This is a genomic window from Corynebacterium sp. KPL1814 (genome assembly GCF_000478175.1).
GTDB lineage: Bacteria > Actinomycetota > Actinomycetes > Mycobacteriales > Mycobacteriaceae > Corynebacterium.
In genome coordinates this window covers 581,481-598,812 of record NZ_KI515774.1, presented here as the reverse complement: position 1 = coordinate 598,812, position 17,332 = coordinate 581,481, and the positions used below count along the sequence as shown (strand labels likewise).

The 17,332-nt window shown below is 56.1% G+C and carries 17 protein-coding genes; 8 read left to right on the top strand and 9 right to left on the bottom strand.

Annotation, left to right across the window (positions count from 1 at the left end; translation table 11 throughout):
- Positions 1–57: 57 nt before the first annotated feature.
- Positions 58–1,245, bottom strand: a complete 1,188-nt coding sequence (locus HMPREF1257_RS02785) for a lipopolysaccharide assembly protein LapB (protein ID WP_023022623.1) — start codon at positions 1,243–1,245, stop codon at positions 58–60.
- Positions 1,246–1,322: 77 nt separating this feature from the next.
- Here HMPREF1257_RS02785 and HMPREF1257_RS02780 point away from each other — a divergent pair, with 77 nt between their 5' ends.
- The 3 genes from HMPREF1257_RS02780 to msrB are packed head-to-tail and all read left to right on the top strand — an operon-like array spanning position 1,323 to position 3,615.
- Complete coding sequence (locus HMPREF1257_RS02780; RefSeq protein WP_034659139.1) at positions 1,323–2,030, top strand: dihydrofolate reductase family protein; 708 nt, start codon at positions 1,323–1,325, stop codon at positions 2,028–2,030.
- Between the two features lie 6 nt (positions 2,031–2,036).
- Positions 2,037–3,188, top strand: coding sequence for a glycosyltransferase family 87 protein (locus tag HMPREF1257_RS02775; RefSeq protein ID WP_023022627.1), 1,152 nt, complete (start codon positions 2,037–2,039; stop codon positions 3,186–3,188).
- A gap of 10 nt (positions 3,189–3,198) precedes the next feature.
- The gene (gene msrB / locus HMPREF1257_RS02770) at positions 3,199–3,615 is read left to right on the top strand and encodes a peptide-methionine (R)-S-oxide reductase MsrB (protein WP_023022629.1); all 417 of its coding nucleotides are present in this window, start codon (positions 3,199–3,201) and stop codon (positions 3,613–3,615) included.
- Positions 3,616–3,706: 91 nt separating this feature from the next.
- On the opposite strand, the gene hemQ is transcribed toward msrB, so the two are convergent.
- A complete protein-coding gene (gene hemQ, locus HMPREF1257_RS02765) occupies positions 3,707–4,408 on the bottom strand; it encodes a hydrogen peroxide-dependent heme synthase (protein ID WP_023022631.1) in 702 nt (233 codons plus the stop codon).
- Between the two features lie 152 nt (positions 4,409–4,560).
- Between hemQ and HMPREF1257_RS02760 the strand changes: the two genes are divergently transcribed.
- Together HMPREF1257_RS02760 and HMPREF1257_RS02755 are read left to right on the top strand one after the other, a co-directional pair.
- Complete coding sequence (locus HMPREF1257_RS02760; protein WP_023022634.1) at positions 4,561–5,235, top strand: DUF3000 domain-containing protein; 675 nt, start codon at positions 4,561–4,563, stop codon at positions 5,233–5,235.
- Position 5,236: 1 nt separating this feature from the next.
- Complete coding sequence (locus HMPREF1257_RS02755) at positions 5,237–6,457, top strand: HRDC domain-containing protein (protein ID WP_023022635.1); 1,221 nt, start codon at positions 5,237–5,239, stop codon at positions 6,455–6,457.
- Here the strand turns inward: HMPREF1257_RS02755 and dxs are convergent.
- The 5 genes from dxs to dut all read right to left on the bottom strand — a co-directional run bounded on the left by dxs (position 6,454) and on the right by dut (position 11,903).
- Positions 6,454–8,352 carry a 1-deoxy-D-xylulose-5-phosphate synthase gene (dxs, locus tag HMPREF1257_RS02750; protein ID WP_023022637.1) on the bottom strand — a complete coding sequence of 633 codons (1,899 nt, stop codon included), beginning with the start codon at positions 8,350–8,352 and terminating at the stop codon, positions 6,454–6,456. The two genes, HMPREF1257_RS02755 and dxs, sit on opposite strands and share 4 nt — an antisense overlap.
- Positions 8,353–8,458: 106 nt before the next feature.
- On the bottom strand, positions 8,459–9,715 hold the full coding sequence (locus HMPREF1257_RS02745) for a class I SAM-dependent RNA methyltransferase (RefSeq protein WP_023022639.1): 1,257 nt from the start codon (positions 9,713–9,715) through the stop codon (positions 8,459–8,461).
- Entirely contained in the window at positions 9,708–10,415 is a 708-nt protein-coding gene (locus HMPREF1257_RS02740) for a DUF3159 domain-containing protein (protein WP_005278951.1), read from the bottom strand. Before HMPREF1257_RS02740 ends, HMPREF1257_RS02745 begins: the two co-directional genes overlap by 8 nt.
- Positions 10,416–10,444: 29 nt before the next feature.
- Positions 10,445–11,416 (bottom strand): DUF3710 domain-containing protein, encoded by a 972-nt coding sequence (locus HMPREF1257_RS02735; protein ID WP_023022643.1) that lies wholly within the window; start codon positions 11,414–11,416, stop codon positions 10,445–10,447.
- Between the two features lie 13 nt (positions 11,417–11,429).
- Entirely contained in the window at positions 11,430–11,903 is a 474-nt protein-coding gene (dut, locus tag HMPREF1257_RS02730) for a dUTP diphosphatase (RefSeq protein ID WP_023022645.1), read from the bottom strand.
- 103 nt (positions 11,904–12,006) lie between these two features.
- Between dut and HMPREF1257_RS02725 the strand changes: the two genes are divergently transcribed.
- Positions 12,007–12,477 carry a DUF3093 domain-containing protein gene (locus HMPREF1257_RS02725; RefSeq protein ID WP_023022647.1) on the top strand — a complete coding sequence of 157 codons (471 nt, stop codon included), beginning with the start codon at positions 12,007–12,009 and terminating at the stop codon, positions 12,475–12,477.
- Positions 12,478–13,179: 702 nt separating this feature from the next.
- Here HMPREF1257_RS02725 and HMPREF1257_RS02715 read toward each other — a convergent pair.
- A complete protein-coding gene (locus HMPREF1257_RS02715) occupies positions 13,180–13,470 on the bottom strand; it encodes a DUF4193 domain-containing protein (protein ID WP_023022651.1) in 291 nt (96 codons plus the stop codon).
- Between the two features lie 111 nt (positions 13,471–13,581).
- Entirely contained in the window at positions 13,582–14,469 is an 888-nt protein-coding gene (locus tag HMPREF1257_RS02710; protein ID WP_034659138.1) for an inositol monophosphatase family protein, read from the bottom strand.
- On the opposite strand from HMPREF1257_RS02710, the gene ppgK reads away from it, so the two are divergent.
- Positions 14,468–15,226 (top strand): polyphosphate--glucose phosphotransferase, encoded by a 759-nt coding sequence (ppgK, locus tag HMPREF1257_RS02705; RefSeq protein ID WP_023022655.1) that lies wholly within the window; start codon positions 14,468–14,470, stop codon positions 15,224–15,226. The two genes, HMPREF1257_RS02710 and ppgK, sit on opposite strands and share 2 nt — an antisense overlap.
- 197 nt (positions 15,227–15,423) lie before the next feature.
- On the top strand, positions 15,424–16,902 hold the full coding sequence (locus HMPREF1257_RS02700; RefSeq protein ID WP_023022657.1) for an RNA polymerase sigma factor: 1,479 nt from the start codon (positions 15,424–15,426) through the stop codon (positions 16,900–16,902).
- Positions 16,903–17,332: the final 430 nt, after the last annotated feature.

The following is a 17,332-nucleotide window of genomic DNA, read 5'->3' as shown; positions in this document are numbered from 1 at the left end:
CTTTCTTTAAGAATAAAGTATTGATTTATAAATACTACATCCGCTTCAATTCCAATTTTACAGATTATCAATATGGCACTTTATGGAATCTAATTCTTGACGTATACCGTCCACTTTCAAAGAATTAGATTGCTCAATCTCATCGACCACCTCGCTGCGCCAGGCATCACGCTTTGCCTTCCACTTCCTAGCGCTAATATCTTGACGTCTCTCTATCCACCACCTATCACTTTCAGGTCTTAGAATGAAATGCAATAAGAGTACGAACATTATCAAAACTACTCCGCCAGCGAATATAATCGATAGCCGCTGACCTACTGAAAGGTCCCCTAAAGAGGCAAGTGAAACAGAGGTTGCAAACAGACCAACAATAGCGAAGAATAATGCCAAAATCTCAACTATCCTAAATAGCATTGAGTACTGTTCGTTGCGAATTTTTTCACTATACTCAAGTATCTGGTCGTCTAGGGACTCTTGATGTTTCTTAAGCAACACCCACATTTGCCCCTCTTGAGTAGTGACTATCCGTTGGCGTGTAAAATCTTCATGGATTTTTGTATCTCTCGAATCATTTAATTCGATTCCTCTGTCCAAAATTCGCACTGCCCGTTTGTATTCATGTTTTCGCCGTAAACCCTCCGCTAATCTCAAATGAGCAACTATATCACGCGGATTATCGTCCAGAACTTGATTACTTACTAGGACCATGGTTTCCGAATACTCTCCTTCTGGAGATAACCACATTCCATGCAGAAGTAGATGTTGAATTTTCGGGGCCCGCCGAACCTTTAAAAAATCGTGAATTTCTTTTTCCGGTATCCGATCGTGCGGACTTGCCATAGCTGAGAACATATTAAATGCAGTGAACTCACCGAAAAATTCATCTTGTTTATTCAGCATGGAGCAGACTCCACGAACACCCGTATAATTAAAATCGAGACGCTCAGCTTGAAGGAGCATTATGGCAATTGCCCACCTTTTCTTCGCGTTTCTGGTATTGGTAAGATCCATCGGTGAAATGAGATTTTGGACCGGTACGTGGTTCTGTCTAGCAGTCCATACTAAATCAGATATGTTTACAAAGTCATCATAGTTAACATGCTCATCGACTGCCATCTGGTCTGCGAGCGTCTCTGCCCAGTTATCCCCATAATCCTGGATGTATTGTTCGCGAAAATTTGATCGACTATCTCCTTCTCTTGGCATGTTTTTAACGTGCAGTTTAATCTTTTTCTCCTTGAACATTGTCTTCGATTCTATTATCTTGAGTAATTTTCGTCCTCTTGCCAACAAAATATGTGCCTAAGTGTAGCCTTATACCCATGCCTTTGCGAGAAATCTCATCACTACTGGGCCCTGAGCCGACTGGCGAGGTAGTCCTCCGAGCAATTATGGCGAGTACGCTAAGTGGCTCCGCGACTATAAATAATCGTTCTAAAGAGATGGGAAACAAGACTGACGGTCAGCTTTTAACTGCGTTAAGAGACTGGGCTGATGCTGTATTGGTCGGAGGTAATACCGTGCGTTCCGAAAATTACTTCGGAGTACGGAAGTCGCTTAAAGATGATCGTCCCGCTCCAATGGTAGTCCCTTCCCGAAGCTTGAAATACGACGTTACTACTCAGTTCTTCACAAATTTCTACACAGCACCCATCTTCCTCGTTCCGGATATCCATTATTTCCAGTTGCGAAATTCGGGCGTTGTGCAGCAGATCATAGCCACTGGCGCAGAAGTAATCGATGCGGGCGAAGGCACCATGCAGGACTATCTCCGCGTATTGCGGCAGCGTGGATTCCAGCGCATCCTCTGCGAAGGCGGTCCAGGAATGATCGGCCAGCTGGTGCATATCGATGCCATTGATCAGATGTATTTAACCCTGGATCCCCACCTTTCCACCGGCGTAGAAAAGCCCGTGGCTACCTTTCATGGCACGCACTCCCACCGCCGAATGCAGCTAGACAATGTTGCCGCCGATACAGATAGCACGGTGTTTCTGCGGTACTCGCGCACAGTTGAGTCCGTAGACTAAAAGGTCGTGACTGCTCGAATAAACGCCGCCGCATGGCCTATTGCCGTTCTCCTCGTCATCCAGCGCGTCTTCATCGTGGCGCGCAATGGGACGTTGACTGATGATTTCACTACGGTCTATAGCGCGCTAAGGCGCATGGTCGATGGCATTCCGGTGTATAAACAGGCTTATAACCATGTGGACCCGCTATATCTCTACACCCCAGGTGCAACGCTATTCTTATCGCCTTTAGCGTGGCTCGATTTCAACCTCGCGCGCGGCCTTTTCATCGTAGTCAACGCCCTTGGCATTATTGCGGCACTGGCGCTTTTGACCCACGTGGTGGGAAGAAAGCTCAGCTCGCCGGTGTTTCCAGTCTCAATCGCTTTAGCCTTCGCCACTGAATCTGTCACCAATACTTTGGCGTTTACCAATATCAACGGTGTGCTCTTATTCTGCATGGCGCTTTTCCTGTGGGCTTTCTTAGAGGCTGAGCGCACCCCGCAGCTCGCGTGGGTTTCCGGCATAGCCATCGGGCTAGCCATTTTGATTAAGCCCCAATTCGCACCCCTCCTTTTCTTGCCCTTGGTCAAGCTGCAGTGGCGCAACCTCCTCGCGGGGCTCGGGATTCCGGTGGTACTCAATGTCCTCGCGTGGCCACTCGTGCCGGGTGCTAGCGGTTACCTGGATAAGCTGGTGCCCTATCTTTCCACGACCCGCGATTATGCCAACTCATCCTGGGCGGGATTACGCGCCTATGTGGAATTCGGCCCCGTCCTCTACTGGGTGGTGTGGGCAATCTTCGCCGCCTTGGTCGCGTGCGCGGTGCTCGGACTGTTGCGGTGGCGACAATCCGAACCAGTATTTTGGGCACTGACGACGAGTGGCACGATTATGGTTGGGATTTTCTTCTTGTCCTCGCTAGGACAGCAATATTATTCAATGTGGCTATTCCCGCTAATATTCACCGTGCTCCTGCCGCGCTCGGTCTTTCACTCGGTGGGCGCATGGGTGGCTGCGTTCCTATTCTTGGCCCCGGTGACATGGACGTCGCACGCGCATCCCGATGCCGGGCGGTGGATGAACACCTTCTCAGGGACCGTGGGCTGGAGCCTGCTCATCGTCATCATCTTCGCCTGCGTTGCAGGGTGGTGGCGTGCCACGCAAATAAAGGATTAAACTTAAAGTCATGACTGATTTTAAGCTCATTGCTGATGCCGATTGGCAAAAGCGCCTTAGCCCCGAAGAATATTACGTATTGCGCGAAGCAGGCACGGAGCCGCCGCACGTGGGCGAATACACAGATACCACCACAGAGGGTGTCTACTCCTGCAAGGCCTGCGGCGAGGAGCTATTCCGTTCCACCGAGAAGTTTGCTTCCCACTGTGGTTGGCCTTCCTTCTTCTCCCCGCTAGCCGGTGACAAGATTATCGAGCGGGAAGATAATTCCCTGGGCATGCGCCGCGTCGAGGTACTATGCGCCAACTGCGAGTCCCACTTGGGTCACGTTTTCGAAGGCGAAGGCTACGATACCCCGACTGACCTGCGCTACTGCATTAACTCTATTTCCTTGAACCTGGAAGAAAAGCCCATCGAGGAAAACTAGGATTTCACTACCACGCGCAGTGAGATCAAACTACAGCGCTGGGAGCTCCCTCCAATAAAGGGCGCTCCCAGCGCTGTTTTTGTTTCAATCCTCAGGGCAGAACCTGGATGAGTTCTGCGATGTCCTTCACGCGGCGTCCGGTGTGGAATGGAATTTCCTCGCGAACGTGATGGCGGGCTTCGGTATAGCGCATCTTATACATCAGGTCCACAATGCGGTGTAGCTCGTCGGCCTCAAAGGCAAGAACCCACTCATAATCCCCAAGCGCGAATGCCGGCACCGTATTGGCGCGCACGTCGGGGTAGTCGCGTGCCTGCATGCCGTGCTCCATCAAAATGCGGCGACGCTTTTCTTCTTCCATCGTGTACCAGTCATACGAACGCACGAATGGGTAGACGGAAATCCACTCCTTGGGCTCTTCCCCCATGATGAAGGAAGGCAGGTGGGATTTATTGAACTCGGCCGGCCGATGCAGGGAATTTCCAATCCACGTTACTTCGCTAACCTGGCCCAAGGTTGTCTCCCGGCGGAAATCGCCGAAGGCTTTCTGGATATCGGAAAATTCCTCGGCGTGCCACCAGATCATGAAGTCCGCAGAATCACGCATCGCGGTCAGATCGTAGACGCCGCGGACAGTGACTTTATTGTCCTTTTCTAGCTCCGCAAAGAATTCTTGGGCTTGGGAGATGATCTCTTCGCGCTCGCTGCCCAGCCCGCCTGGAATCACCTTGAAAACGGCGTGTTGGGAGTATTGCTGTACCTCGTTGAGTTCCTTGAAATCGAGCTTCGCCATTGCCTTCTCCTTTGCAGAAGCTTATTCGAGTATTCGGACATATCCATCATAAGTTCGAGTTACATCGATTGTCATCTCTCCCCCCCCTGTACACCTCCCACTATCGGCGCGCCTCCGCCAGCTCAAGGTAGCGAAACTATAGCTTTATCAAGGTGAGTAATTCCGAATCGACCACGCCCAGCGCCGGTAAGAATGCCGGAGGCAACTCCGGAGATGGTGCAGCCTTTACCTCCCTACGCCGCAACGACGAGGCACAAGAGCCGACGACGCCACCGGCTTTTACTCAGGCGGTAGAGTCCATGCACGCGGCCGCTCTTCGCCCTGAGATTAGCCTCGGGTCCATTCGCCCACCGCAGCGGCTAGCCCCCTTTAGCCACGCCATTGGCCTTGAGGTGGGCACGGAAGAGGAGCCCGATATTATCGCCACCGATTCAGATGGCGATGCCTTCGGGCGCCTCATCCTCCTCCATGACCCAGGCGCGGAAGAGGCCTGGGAGGGCGCGATGCGCCTAGTGGCGTATATCCAGGCCGATATGGATGATTCGGTAGCAGGAGATCCGTTGCTGCCGGACGTCGCCTGGCAGTGGCTCAATGAAGGCTTAGAAAAAGAGGGCGCGGAGCTTACCAACCTCGGCGGCACCGTCACCTCCACCGCTTCGGTCCGCTTCGGAGAGATCGGCGGTCCCCCGCGCGCTTATCAGATTGAAATGCGCGCATCGTGGACCGCGGAGGGACTAGATTTAGCACCGCACGTGCAGGCCTTTGCACAAGTCTTAGCCAACGTCGCGGGCCTGCCGCCTGAAGGCGTTACTGAGCTCGGCCGCTAAGATGGTGGAATTTCGGAAGCGTCCGAAGGAGGGTATTCCGAAGGTCTTATCCACCCCGGCGGAATTTGCCGAGGCGGCCGCGCGATTGCAGGCGGGCACCGGGGCCTTTGCCATCGATACCGAACGCGCCTCAGGTTACCGGTACGATGACCGCGCCTTTCTCATCCAGATTCGCCGTAACGGCGCCGGGACGATGCTTTTTGCTCCAGAAGGCCACCGCGCGGAGTTAACCCAGGTGCTGGCCCCGGTGCTCAATGGTCAGCACTGGATCATTCACGCCGCCCCCTCGGATCTCCCCTCTCTTGGGTGGCTCGGGCTTTTCCCCGGCGCCCTTTTCGATACGGAATTGGCCGCCCGGTTTGCTGGCTTTCACCGCACCAATTTGGGCGCCATTATCGCGGAGCTTTTCGATGTCCAGTTAGAAAAGGGCCACGGCGACGATGACTGGTCCATCCCGCAGTTGAGTGAAGAAATGCGCGCTTATGCCGCACTCGATGTCGAGCTCCTGCTGGAACTAGCTACGACGCTGCGCGATATCTTGGCCGAACAAGAAAAGCTGGAGTGGATGCTGGAGGAGTGCGCGGCAATCGTCGCCAAGCATGCACATGACACCTCCCCACAGCCGGGCTCCTGGCGCGATATCAAGGGAGTATCGAGCCTAAAGAATGGGAAACAGCGCGCCGCGGCGCAGTCTTTGTGGAACCTGCGCGATGATATTAGTCGGCGAACCGATACCGCGCCTGGGCGGGTACTGCCCAATAAGGTGCTGGTAGAGATAGCCCGGGTTTTGCCCAGCACGCAGCCGCAGCTCACCCGCATCAAGGGGTTTCCGCGCCGGCGCAAAGGCGCCGCGCAGCGCTGGTTGCGGGCGGTGCAGCAGTCCCAGAAAATTCCACCGCGGGGGCGCCCGGGTGCGCTCCGTGAGGAAAGAACCGTCCCCTCCAAATCGGTGTGGTCCAGGGAGTATCCAGAACTGTGGGAGGAGTATCAGCAAATCCGCGCCGCCGTTGGGGACATCGCCGAAGAGCTCGGACTACCATCGGAGCTGCTCCTGCGATCCGCTACCCTCCGCGCTGCCGTGTGGGCGGCCATTGGTGGGAGCAGAACCATCAGCCAGCCTGAAGACGTGCCCGCCTTCCTAGAGCGCGAGGGCGCGCGGCCATGGCAGGTCAACCTCGTTGCCCCGGCATTGATCGCGAGCCTATTTTCCCAGCCGCACTAATCGGTGAGGTTGTCTACCCACTCGGTAATCGATGCAGCAATGAGCTCTGGGCTTAGGCCAAACTCTTCCAAAACCTCGCCGCGGGAACCGTGCTTGGGGAAGTAGCCAGGAACGCCAAGGCGCCGCACCGGGGTATCCACCTCTGCGGCTCCGAGAGCCTCAGCAATCATGGACCCGATGCCGCCGCGAATGAGGCCGTCTTCTACCGTCACCACCAGATCGTGATCTGCCGCCATAGCGATGACGGAGCTTGCCACTGGCGCGACCCATCGCGGGTCAATGACCGTGACGTTGAGCCCCTGCTTCTCCAGCTCTTGCGCGGCCTTAATGCTCCGTGCAGACATCGCACCGATAGAAACGATGAGGACCTCGGGGGTATCCTCACCGGCGTCGGCCTCGCCGTAGTAGAGGATATCGACGCCATCGGCAAGCGTATCCACGGCTTCCATATCGGGCAGCAAGTTTCCCTTGGGGAACCGGACGACTGAAGGCCCAGAATCAATGTCCAGAGATTCGTGAAAGAGCTCGCGCAGGCGCGCACCATCGCGCGGGGCAGCGATGTGCATGCCAGGGACAATGCTCATTAAGGACATATCCCAAATTCCGTTGTGGGAGGCGCCATCAGATCCCGTCACGCCCGCGCGGTCCAGCACGATGGTCACCGGCAGCTTGAGCAAGGCAATATCCATGATCACCTGATCCACAGCCCTATTCAGGAACGTGGAATACACAGCCACCACGGGGTGCATGCCGCCCAAAGCCAAACCAGAGGCAGAGGCCATCGCGTGCTGCTCGGCGATGCCCACATCAAAGAACCGCTCTGGGAAACGCTCCTGGAAGGGAGCCAGCCCCGTAGGACCCGCCATGGCTGCGGTGATTGCAACGATGTCATCGCGCTTTTCCGCCGCCGCGATCAATTCTTCAGAAAATGCGGCCGTCCACCCCGGCTGCTTGGTGCCCTTCGCTACGCCGGTTACCGGATCGATAGCGCCCGTCGAGTGCATCTGATCCTTCGGCTCATTGACCGCAGGCGCAAACCCGTGGCCTTTTTCCGTGACCACATGCACGATAATGGGGCCCTCATAATCGCGGGCATAGGAAAGCGCATGCACCAAACCATCGATGTCATGGCCGTAAATGGGGCCAATATATTTAATCCCCAGCTCAGGGAAAATCTCCGTGGGCAAGACTGTGGACTTGACGCCTTCTTTCATGGCATGGAGCGCATCAAAGGCGCGCTCGCCTACCCACCCCATGGATTTCAAGCGGCGCTTGCCCTGCTCCATGAGCTCGTCGTAGCCATGCTGGGAACGAATGCGCCCCAGGTTTTCAGAAATGCCGCCAATCGTGGGCGAATAGCTGCGACCGTTGTCATTGACCACGATGACCGCATTGCGCTTTTTATCTTCAGAGATATTATTGAGCGCTTCCCAGCACATGCCGCCGGTAAGCGCGCCATCGCCGACGATGCCGATGACATTGCGGTGGCCTTCCCCGCGAATCTTGAAGGCCTTAGAGAGTCCATCCACAGTCGATAGCGAGGCGGAAGCATGCGAGGATTCCGTCCAGTCATGCTCGGACTCACCGCGGTCCGTATAACCGGACAGGCCGCCCTTTTGGCGCAGGGTATCGAATTGGGCCGTGCGGCCAGTGAGCATCTTGTGCACATAAGACTGGTGGGAGGTATCAAAGATGATGGGCTCGCGCGGGGAATCAAAGACCCGGTGCAGCGCAATAGTCAATTCCACCACGCCCAAATTGGGCCCCAAGTGCCCACCCGTCACCGAAACCTTATCGATGAGGCGCTGGCGAATATCCGCCGCAAGTTCCTCCAACTTTTCTGTAGGCAGTGCCTTCAGGTCTTGCGGCGAGTTAATGGTATCCAAGATAGTCATGGAGCGGCCTTCAACTCCTTCTGTGCTTAGTTCTTCCTATCCACCGTACCCGTGGTCCGTATTTTCTTTTATATCGGCTCATTACTTCAGGCGAGGTATTTTCGCGTTAAACGGAACTCTGCGCCGGCTTATCTGCTTCCTTATCTGGGGTAATAAGAGAGATAACCTCAAAGTGATGGGTGCCAGGAAAGGCATTGATTAGCGCCATTTTCTCAGGCTTGTACCCAGCGCTGTGCCACAGGGATAGATCGCGGGCAAAGGTTGCGGGATCGCAGCCCACATGCACCACGGCCTGCGGCTTTGCCTCCGCCACGGCGCGGATAACCTGCTCGCCCGCCCCGGTTCGCGGCGGATCGAGCACCACGGCACCAGGTTGGGGCAATTGCGCAGCAACCTGTTCTACCTTCGCGGATTTGACTGCAATATCGATATCGCGCAGCCCCGGCTGCGTAGACGCCGTTGCCGCGGGCGAATAGTCCACGGAAATGACTTTTCCACCGGTGGCTTCTGATAGCGCGGGCGCGAATAGTCCGACGCCGCCGTACAAATCCCAGGCAATCTTCTGCTGGTAATTCCGGCCGGCCAGCCACTGCCCCGCCACAGCGCTATAAAGTTCCGGCGCCGCCACATGCGCTTGCCAAAAGGCCGTGGCAGGGAAGGAAAACTCGCGGCCATTGACGTATTCGACCACGGTGCCAGAGCCCTCGATGACCTCGCGAATGGTCTCCACGCGCCTGCCCCGCGGTGCCTTGCGCGTTTCCACCACATGCCGGTTACCCGCGCCATCGAGAACCGCGACGATTTCGGCCCCCGGGGTAAAACGCCGCGCGCCGTCGCCTACCAAACCATCAATCAGGCCATCTGCTAGTTGGGTACAACCGACAGAAGTCACCAGCTCATTCGAGCGGTACTTCCGCAATCCGGCGCGGCCTTGCTTGTCGACGCCCAACCTGACCCTCGTCCGCCAGCCCCGTACCGGCGGCAGGTCGTGTTGTTCAATAGTGAGGGACTCGAGCCCTTCTATGCCGCTACGGCGCAGCTGTTCGCGGAGAACGTCCATCTTGATGTCTAGTTCCGCTGCGGGATCCAACTCTGCAAAATCGCAGCACCCAGCACCAAGCTCCGCGGCGGGGCAACTACTGGGTACGCGCAGAGCCCCTGCGGTGACGATGCTATCGAGTTCGCCCTTGATAAAGGACTTTTTCACCTTACCGGCGGTTGCGCGAACCGTGTCCCCCGGAAAAGCCCGGGGAACGAAGACGACGCGCCCGTCTGAGGCGTGGCCGATGCCAAGTCCACCATGGGCCATGCGGTCAATGGTGACCTCCAGGGTGTCTCCGCGAGATAGAGCGGACTCATTCATTTTCTGCCTCGAACTCTTGTGTACTGCGATCTGAACTTGTGGCAAGCCCGGCATTTTCTGCCGCTTCTACCGCGGCATCTGCGCGGCGCACCATCCACACGGTCAATGCGGTCACCAATAGCGTCAAGGGCCAGCCCATGACGATCCTGGTAATGCCCAAGGCGGTCGTCTCCCCGGCATCATAAATCGCCCGCTGGATGATAAACCGCGCTAAGAAGATAACGGCCCACCCGGCGGTGGCAATGGAATAGGCCCTGCGCGCAAGCTTTACCTTCTGCCAGGCCATATCATCGCCGTTCAAGCCCTTCCAGATAACGCCAACGGCCGGCCACCGGAAGAGAATTGATAGCGACGCGGCGATAAACAGGGCCAGTGACATCCAAATGCCGTATAGGAAGTAGCCTTTGGCATCGCCGGTAAACCAGGCGATGGCGGCGCAAATGGCCACCCCGATAAGGCCAGAGATGGCCGGCTGAATGGTCTGTTTGCGAACGATGCGCCATATGGCGATCACTACCGCCACACCCAGCGCGGAGATGAGCGCCGGGGTTAGGCCGTAAAGGCTATTAACTGGAATAAGGACGACGATGGGCAAGGTGGCCGCAACCAGTCCGGGAAGGCCTCCCATTTGTTCCAACAGAGTTGGCTCAGTATCGCGGTCCTGGTCGTCGCCTAGCTGTGGAGCCTGCGGCTCCGGCAAAGAGTTACTCACGTAGCGTTCTGCTTTACTTACTTATCGGTATCGGGGTTAGACCCCTTGTCTTTGTCATGTGCGGGAGATTCATTGTCCCCCTTGGGTGGCTGCGCGCCCAAATCGCGCAGTTGCTGTTCGGCTTCCGCCTCAGCTGCGGGATCGGGGCCGCCTACCCCGTTTTCTGGGTGACCTTGGGCCGCCTGCCCCTGGGAATTTGCGCCTGATTGGTCCTGCTGACGCTTTTCCATGGCTTGTTTGACCTGCTCCACCAGCTGCTTGGGCATGATGACCGGCAGTGCATTGCCCGCCAAAATGGGATCTTCACCGCGGTAGACAAAGGTTCGCGATGCTACGTCGCGCGCGATCTGCGCTAAATCTTCTTCAAGGCCGGTAGGTGCTGCAAGAGTTAAGCGCAGCATCCACCGCGGGCCTTCGGCGCCAATGACGCGCAGTTGGCCGTTGTCATTTTTGCCAACGATTTCCAGCCCCCAAGGGCCTTGCTCCGTGGTGACGGATAGCCCATCGCGGCTCATGCCTTCCTTGATTTCTTCCACGGATTCAGCCCACTGGCCAGGCTTGCGTGGAGCTGCGAAGGCAACGGGAGTAATACGGCCCGCCTTGGTGACAATGTGCAGCATCTTCGGGCCTTGTTCGCCCATTTCTACCTGGACCTGGGAATCCTTGGGCAGCGGAATGCGCATCGAGCCAAGGTCAAGGATGCCGATGGAAGAATCAGAAAAGTCAAAGTCTTCGATATTGACGGAATCGCCATCGAAGGGCCCGGTTTCGCCGTTCACGGCATCGTGGGCAAACTCCGTTGGCACCTGTCCCGATGCTGCGGCGGCATCGGCAGCCGTATCTTTTACGGATTCAAAAGAATTCGAGTCAGCCGAAGCCGATCCTGCGGAATCAGCAGCAGGCTCTTGCGACTGCGACTGCTGAGAGTTCTCCGGCTCTTCCTTTCGGCCGTCATCGTTTTTCTTTTTTCCAAATGGCCAAATGCCCATTTTTTAATCCTTCCTATACCCCGGTTGATCCGTAGCCGCCGGTACCGCGGTCGGTCTCATCCAAGTCTTCTACTTCGCTAAAATCCATTAGTTCTACACGCTGTACCACGAGTTGAGCGATGCGCATGCCGCGCTCTATCTCGATCGGGGTGTGGGGATCGTGGTTAATCAGGCACACCTTGATCTCCCCGCGGTAGTCAGCATCCACGGTACCCGGCGTATTGACAATGGACAGCCCGTGTTTGGCTGCTAGGCCGGACCGCGGATGGATTAATCCCACGGTGCCGAGCGGTAAGGCCATGGCGATACCAGTGCCGACAAGGGCGCGTTCGCCAGGCTGGAGAGTAAGCGCTTCGGCGGCGTAGAGATCGGCGCCGGCGTCACCCCGATGCGCCCGAAATGGCATCGGGAGACCTTTATCGAGGCGCTTGATTTTGACGTCTCCTACTGGCGTTTGTTCCTGCGGTAGCGAATTCGAATCAGTCACTTAGCCAATCCTACCTGCCCCAGCCGGTTCATTCTGCGCCTGGAGTGGACTAGAATGCCTAGGCGTGTCTGATATTTCTGCTCCTCAACCCGCTGCCCCGAAAGTGTTGTATCGCGAACGCCAGTGGGTGCCGTGGTACTTCTGGATTTTTGCAGCAATCGTTGTGGCTTTAACCTCAGCCACGGCCGGACTTAACCGCTCTGTGTGGTGGACCATCATTCCCGCAGTCCTGCTCGGCGCCATCGCTATCTGGGTCCTCATCACGTGGTCTGGGACCGTTGTGCAGGTAGAACAAGATGAAGATGGAACGCGGTGGCTGCTCGTCAAGGATGCACAGTTGCCCAATGAGGTTGTCTCTCGTTCGATTACCGTTCCAAAGTCTGCGCGCCATAACGCACTGGGCCCGCAATTCGATCCGGCTGCATTCTTGGTCTCTCATGCGTGGATTGACGAGCACGCCATGATGGTCCTCAATGATCCGGAGGATGACACCCCATATTGGCTCATTGCCTCGAAAGATCCAGACCAACTGCTCCGCGCCTTCCTGCCAGAGCAGCACGCAAAAGGTTCGTAGATTCTAGGGAATCGCTGCTTTTTAGAAGGCGTCACCTGTGAGAGTGCCGTTGGTGTTTTCGTTGCTACTGCATCCCCCGAGCAAGCCCGAAAGATAGAATTAAAAAAGAATTTCGGTCGCACCTTACGCGGGTTCTTGTACTGTCTGTAAACAGTTGGACTAGGAGGAGATCTCAATGGGTTTCGGAGGAGCTCTACGCAGAACTCAGAAAGATGGGAAACCCTGGATACCTCCGTGGTGGTTTTCCTTTGTGCTACTGCCACTAATGGTCATCGCTGAATTCTATGTCAGTCAAGTAACTGGTTGGCGTGGAGTGTCCTCATCAAGCGTAGAGGGGGTGGCCTGGAGCGAAGTAAGCTCTGACGGCATCTTCCTTCACGTAGTGGGGTACATGGCTTTTTACTTCGTTCTAGTCTTGCCCATCTTCCTGGGTCGTAGATACCTATGGGAGAAACGGCAGAAGCAAGGCAGCGTACCGGATGGAAAGAGCAAAGGCGAGCAGCCCTAGATAGAACCGGATGACTGAGAGGATTTACCGCCCTCAGAAAGTAGAGGCCCCAGGGAGTTAGGTCCCACGCACATTGGGTGTCTGCTAGACAAGGAAACTTCAAACCCCGCCGCGTTTACCATTGCAAACTGCGGCGGGGTGAATCTTTATTTGGATTGTGCGCAATATCGACTAGCTAGGCCAATACCGGCTGCTTAGGCACAATCCTTACAGATGGGCATGCCATCTTCTTCGTGCGAATAACGCTTATTGGACTGGACCAAAAAGCAGGATCCGCAGGTAAATTCGTCTTCTTGGCGGGGAACGACCTGTACGTTGAGTTCCTCGCCGGTCAGGTCAACTGATGGCGGTTGGAATGCTTCGACGATTTCGCCATCGTCATCCATACCGTTGCTTTCGGGTTCAGCTGCTTTCAGTCCCTCTAAAGAGTCAGTTTCAAGTTCTTCTTCTGCGCCGCGGCGCGGTGCGTCATAATCGGTGGCCATAATACACGCCCCTATTAGTCGAGTTGCTTTAGGAATAGTTATTTATCGATCGCGCATAGTAAAGGACAAATACCGATATGTCATCCTGCTGCTAAAAATTTCTTAGACCCTTCACCCCCGCATCGCCTCCTTAGCGCCATGTGCTGCCAAAAGTTCCTCAAATGCGGGTGCCAAATTCACCCCCGCGGCCCACGTTAATTCGCCATCAGCGGACCCCTTGTCCAGTCCTGGGTGATGAACTTTAGCTCCTGCCTCGCGAGCGATGAGAGCACCGGCAGCAAAATCCCAGGCGTTAATTCCGTGCTCGAAATAAGCGTCAACGCTCCCCTCTGCCACGCGGCACAAATCAAGGGCGGCTGCGCCGATGCGGCGAATATCGCGGACCTGCGGCAACAATTTAGTCAGCAATTCCGCCTGTTGCTTGCGCCGCTGTGCGTCGTAACCAAATCCCGTCGCTACCAAGGAAAGCGCCGGATCGTCTTGCTCACCGCACCGTAGCGAAGACCGCGTGCCATCCGCAGTGGCAACCGTGGCGCCCGCTCCTGCCGCGGCGGCATACACCTGCCGCCGCACCACATTGACCACTGCACCTGCTACCAAGCGGCCGTCGTATTCCGCGCCAATCGAGACCGCATAGTCCGGAATGCCGTAAAGGAAATTGACGGTTCCGTCGATGGGGTCCACGATCCACCGCACCCCAGTCGTCCCGTCGAAGCTTGCGCCTTCCTCACCCAACAGGCCATCTCCAGGGCGGATTTCCCTGATCGTACGCGTAATAAACTCCTCGGTGGCGGTATCGACCTCCGTAACCGGGTCGACGGCGCTCGATTTTGTCTGAGTATGTGCAGCAATACCGTCTCCAGCAACCAACTCTGCACGGCGCGCGCGAATAAGTTCAGCCGCACGCATTGCGGTAGTTTCCGCAAAATCTCGCAGCTGCAGAAAATCTATGTCATGTTCCATGCCAACCATTGTGCCTTCTTCTACACTTGCGAGCATGACTACTCATACTGGCCACTCTTTTGGCGTCGATATCGGCGGCTCCGGCATTAAGGGCGCCGAAGTCGACCTCAATAACGGTGAATTCGTGGGCCCACGGCTGAAGATCCCCACCCCACAGCCGGCCACGCCACATGAGGTAGCCACGGTGGTAGCCCAAATTATGCGCGAAAAAGAATGGGACAAGCCCGTCGGCATCACCTTGCCCTCGGTGGTGTCCAACCACACGGTGCACTCCGCTGCCAATATCTCACCTGAGTGGGTAGGAGTGGATACCACCGAGTTGTTTTCGCGCTATTTAGACGTAGATTTTGTCGTCTTGAATGATGCCGATGCCGCAGGCCTTGCGGAAGTCGCATATGGAAACGAGTTGGCTAAAACCGGACCAGTCATCTTTTTGACACTTGGAACCGGCATTGGCTCGGCCTTCTTCCTCAATGGGCAGCTCTTCCCCAATACTGAGCTCGGCCACCTCACGGTGGGAACTGACGAGGCCGAGGCGATCGCATCCTCCGCAGCCAAAGAACGCGAAGGGTTGAAGTACAAGGAGTGGGCGGTTCGGCTCAATCGTGTGCTGGAAGAATACGAGAAATTATTTAACCCGCAAGCTTTCCTCATCGGGGGTGGCATATCTCGCAAATTCCACAAATGGGGACCCCACTTAACCATTGATAGCCCCGTTATGCCTGCACAACTGGAAAATCGTGCGGGCATTGTAGGTGCAGCAATGGCTGTATTGGAAGGCCTAGAGCCATAAAATCACCGTTGCGATAACCCTATCTACCGGCATTGTGCAAAAATCGCCTATACTGGGCGGTCGATCCAAAATTGCATGGCTCTCGGGCGTGTCTGACCTGCATAAGGCCTACACACGCTAGCATTTCATAATGCTATTGCCACCCTGTGCGGGTGCGGTGAGCTATTTCCATCAAGTAGTAAGTCGAAAGGGCGTACGTGGCAGCCACTGATTCTTCAGACCAGGCACTCGGCGAGGACGACAAGTCAGTCGAGGCATCTACTCCTGCAAAGAAGACCGCCAAAAAGACGGCAAAGAAAACGGCGAAGAAAACCGCCAAGAAGACAGCTAAGAAGACGGCGAAAAAGACTGCCAAGAAAACGGCTAAGAAGACCGCCAAGAAGTCGGCAAAGAAATCAGCCAAGAAAGCTGTCAAGAAAACCGTGCGAGCCTCTGCGGCGGAACCGCAAGACTCCCCCGCAAACTCTGCGGACAAAGCACCATCGGAAGCTGAGGACGCAGAGGATCAGCTCGACGCCGTTGAGCAAGACGCCCCTGCGGATGACGCCGACTTCGACCCAACCCACGAGGACATCGAAGAAGATGAATTCGATGCCCCTACTGACCTGGATGAAGACGATATTCAGGAAGAGTTGGGCGAAGAAGAAGACGAGGAAGAAGCAGAAGATTCGTCCTCAGTCTGGGACGAGGAAGAATCCGTCGCCCTGCGCCAGGCGCGCAAGGATGCACAGCTGACCGCCTCCGCCGACTCCGTGCGTGCGTACCTTAAGCAGATCGGTAAGGTTGCCCTGCTTAATGCGGAGCAGGAGGTCTCTTTGGCAAAGCGCATTGAGGCCGGTCTGTACGCGCAGCACCGCATGGACGAGATGGAAAAGGCTCGCGCGGAGGGCGATAAGGCTGCCAAGCTCTCCCCCATGGAAAAGCGCGACTTGCGCAGCATCGCAAGGGACGGGCGCAAGGCTAAAAACCACCTGTTGGAGGCCAACCTTCGCCTGGTGGTCTCCTTGGCCAAGCGCTACACCGGCCGCGGCATGGCTTTCTTGGACCTTATTCAGGAAGGCAACTTGGGCCTTATCCGTGCGGTGGAAAAGTTCGACTACACCAAGGGCTATAAGTTCTCTACCTACGCCACGTGGTGGATTCGCCAGGCTATTACCCGCGCCATGGCTGACCAGGCCCGCACCATCCGCATCCCGGTGCACATGGTGGAAGTCATCAACAAGCTGGGCCGCATCCAGCGCGAGCTGCTGCAGGACTTGGGCCGCGAGCCCACCCCGCAGGAGCTCGCGAAGGAAATGGACATCACCGAAGAAAAGGTGATGGAGATTCAGCAGTATGCGCGTGAGCCCATCTCGCTGGACCAGACCATCGGTGATGAGGGCGATTCCCAATTGGGTGACTTCATCGAGGACTCTGAGGCCGTCATCGCCGTCGATGCCGTGTCTTTCACCTTGCTGCAGGACCAGCTCCAGGACGTGCTCACCACCCTGTCGGAGCGCGAAGCCGGCGTGGTTCGCCTGCGCTTCGGCCTCACGGACGGCATGCCGCGCACTTTAGACGAGATTGGTCAGGTCTACGGCGTTACCCGCGAGCGTATCCGCCAAATCGAGTCCAAGACGATGTCGAAGCTGCGCCACCCGTCGCGCTCGCAGGTCCTGCGTGACTACTTGGACTAGTTGCATGTAGCCCTTGCGAAAAGGGAGAGCGGCGAGGAGATTACGTATCCCTCGCCGCTTTTGATCTAAGCTCCTACAGGATGGACTGTAGAAGAGCCGCCGAAAGCACGACAACTGTTACCGCGCTTATAGGAACCTGCGGGATTCCCTCTACGGCGAGCATCGAAGGCGAACACAACTTCTCTCGAGAGATCTTCCCCGTCTACGCCGACGCGGAATTCGTGAAGTAAGAGCCGGCCTTGGGCCGGCTCCATAAGCATCCGCATGAGGCGCGTAGTAGGAACTTGCCGGTGTTGCCATACCGATTCGCTGGATTTGGTTGGTTCAGGGTTTTGCGCTTTCACGGGAACTTAGCTGCGTTCCACCTCAACCGCTATCCAACCAGTCAGGGCACGAAACCACCACGGGCGGGCCATTTACCCCTCATATC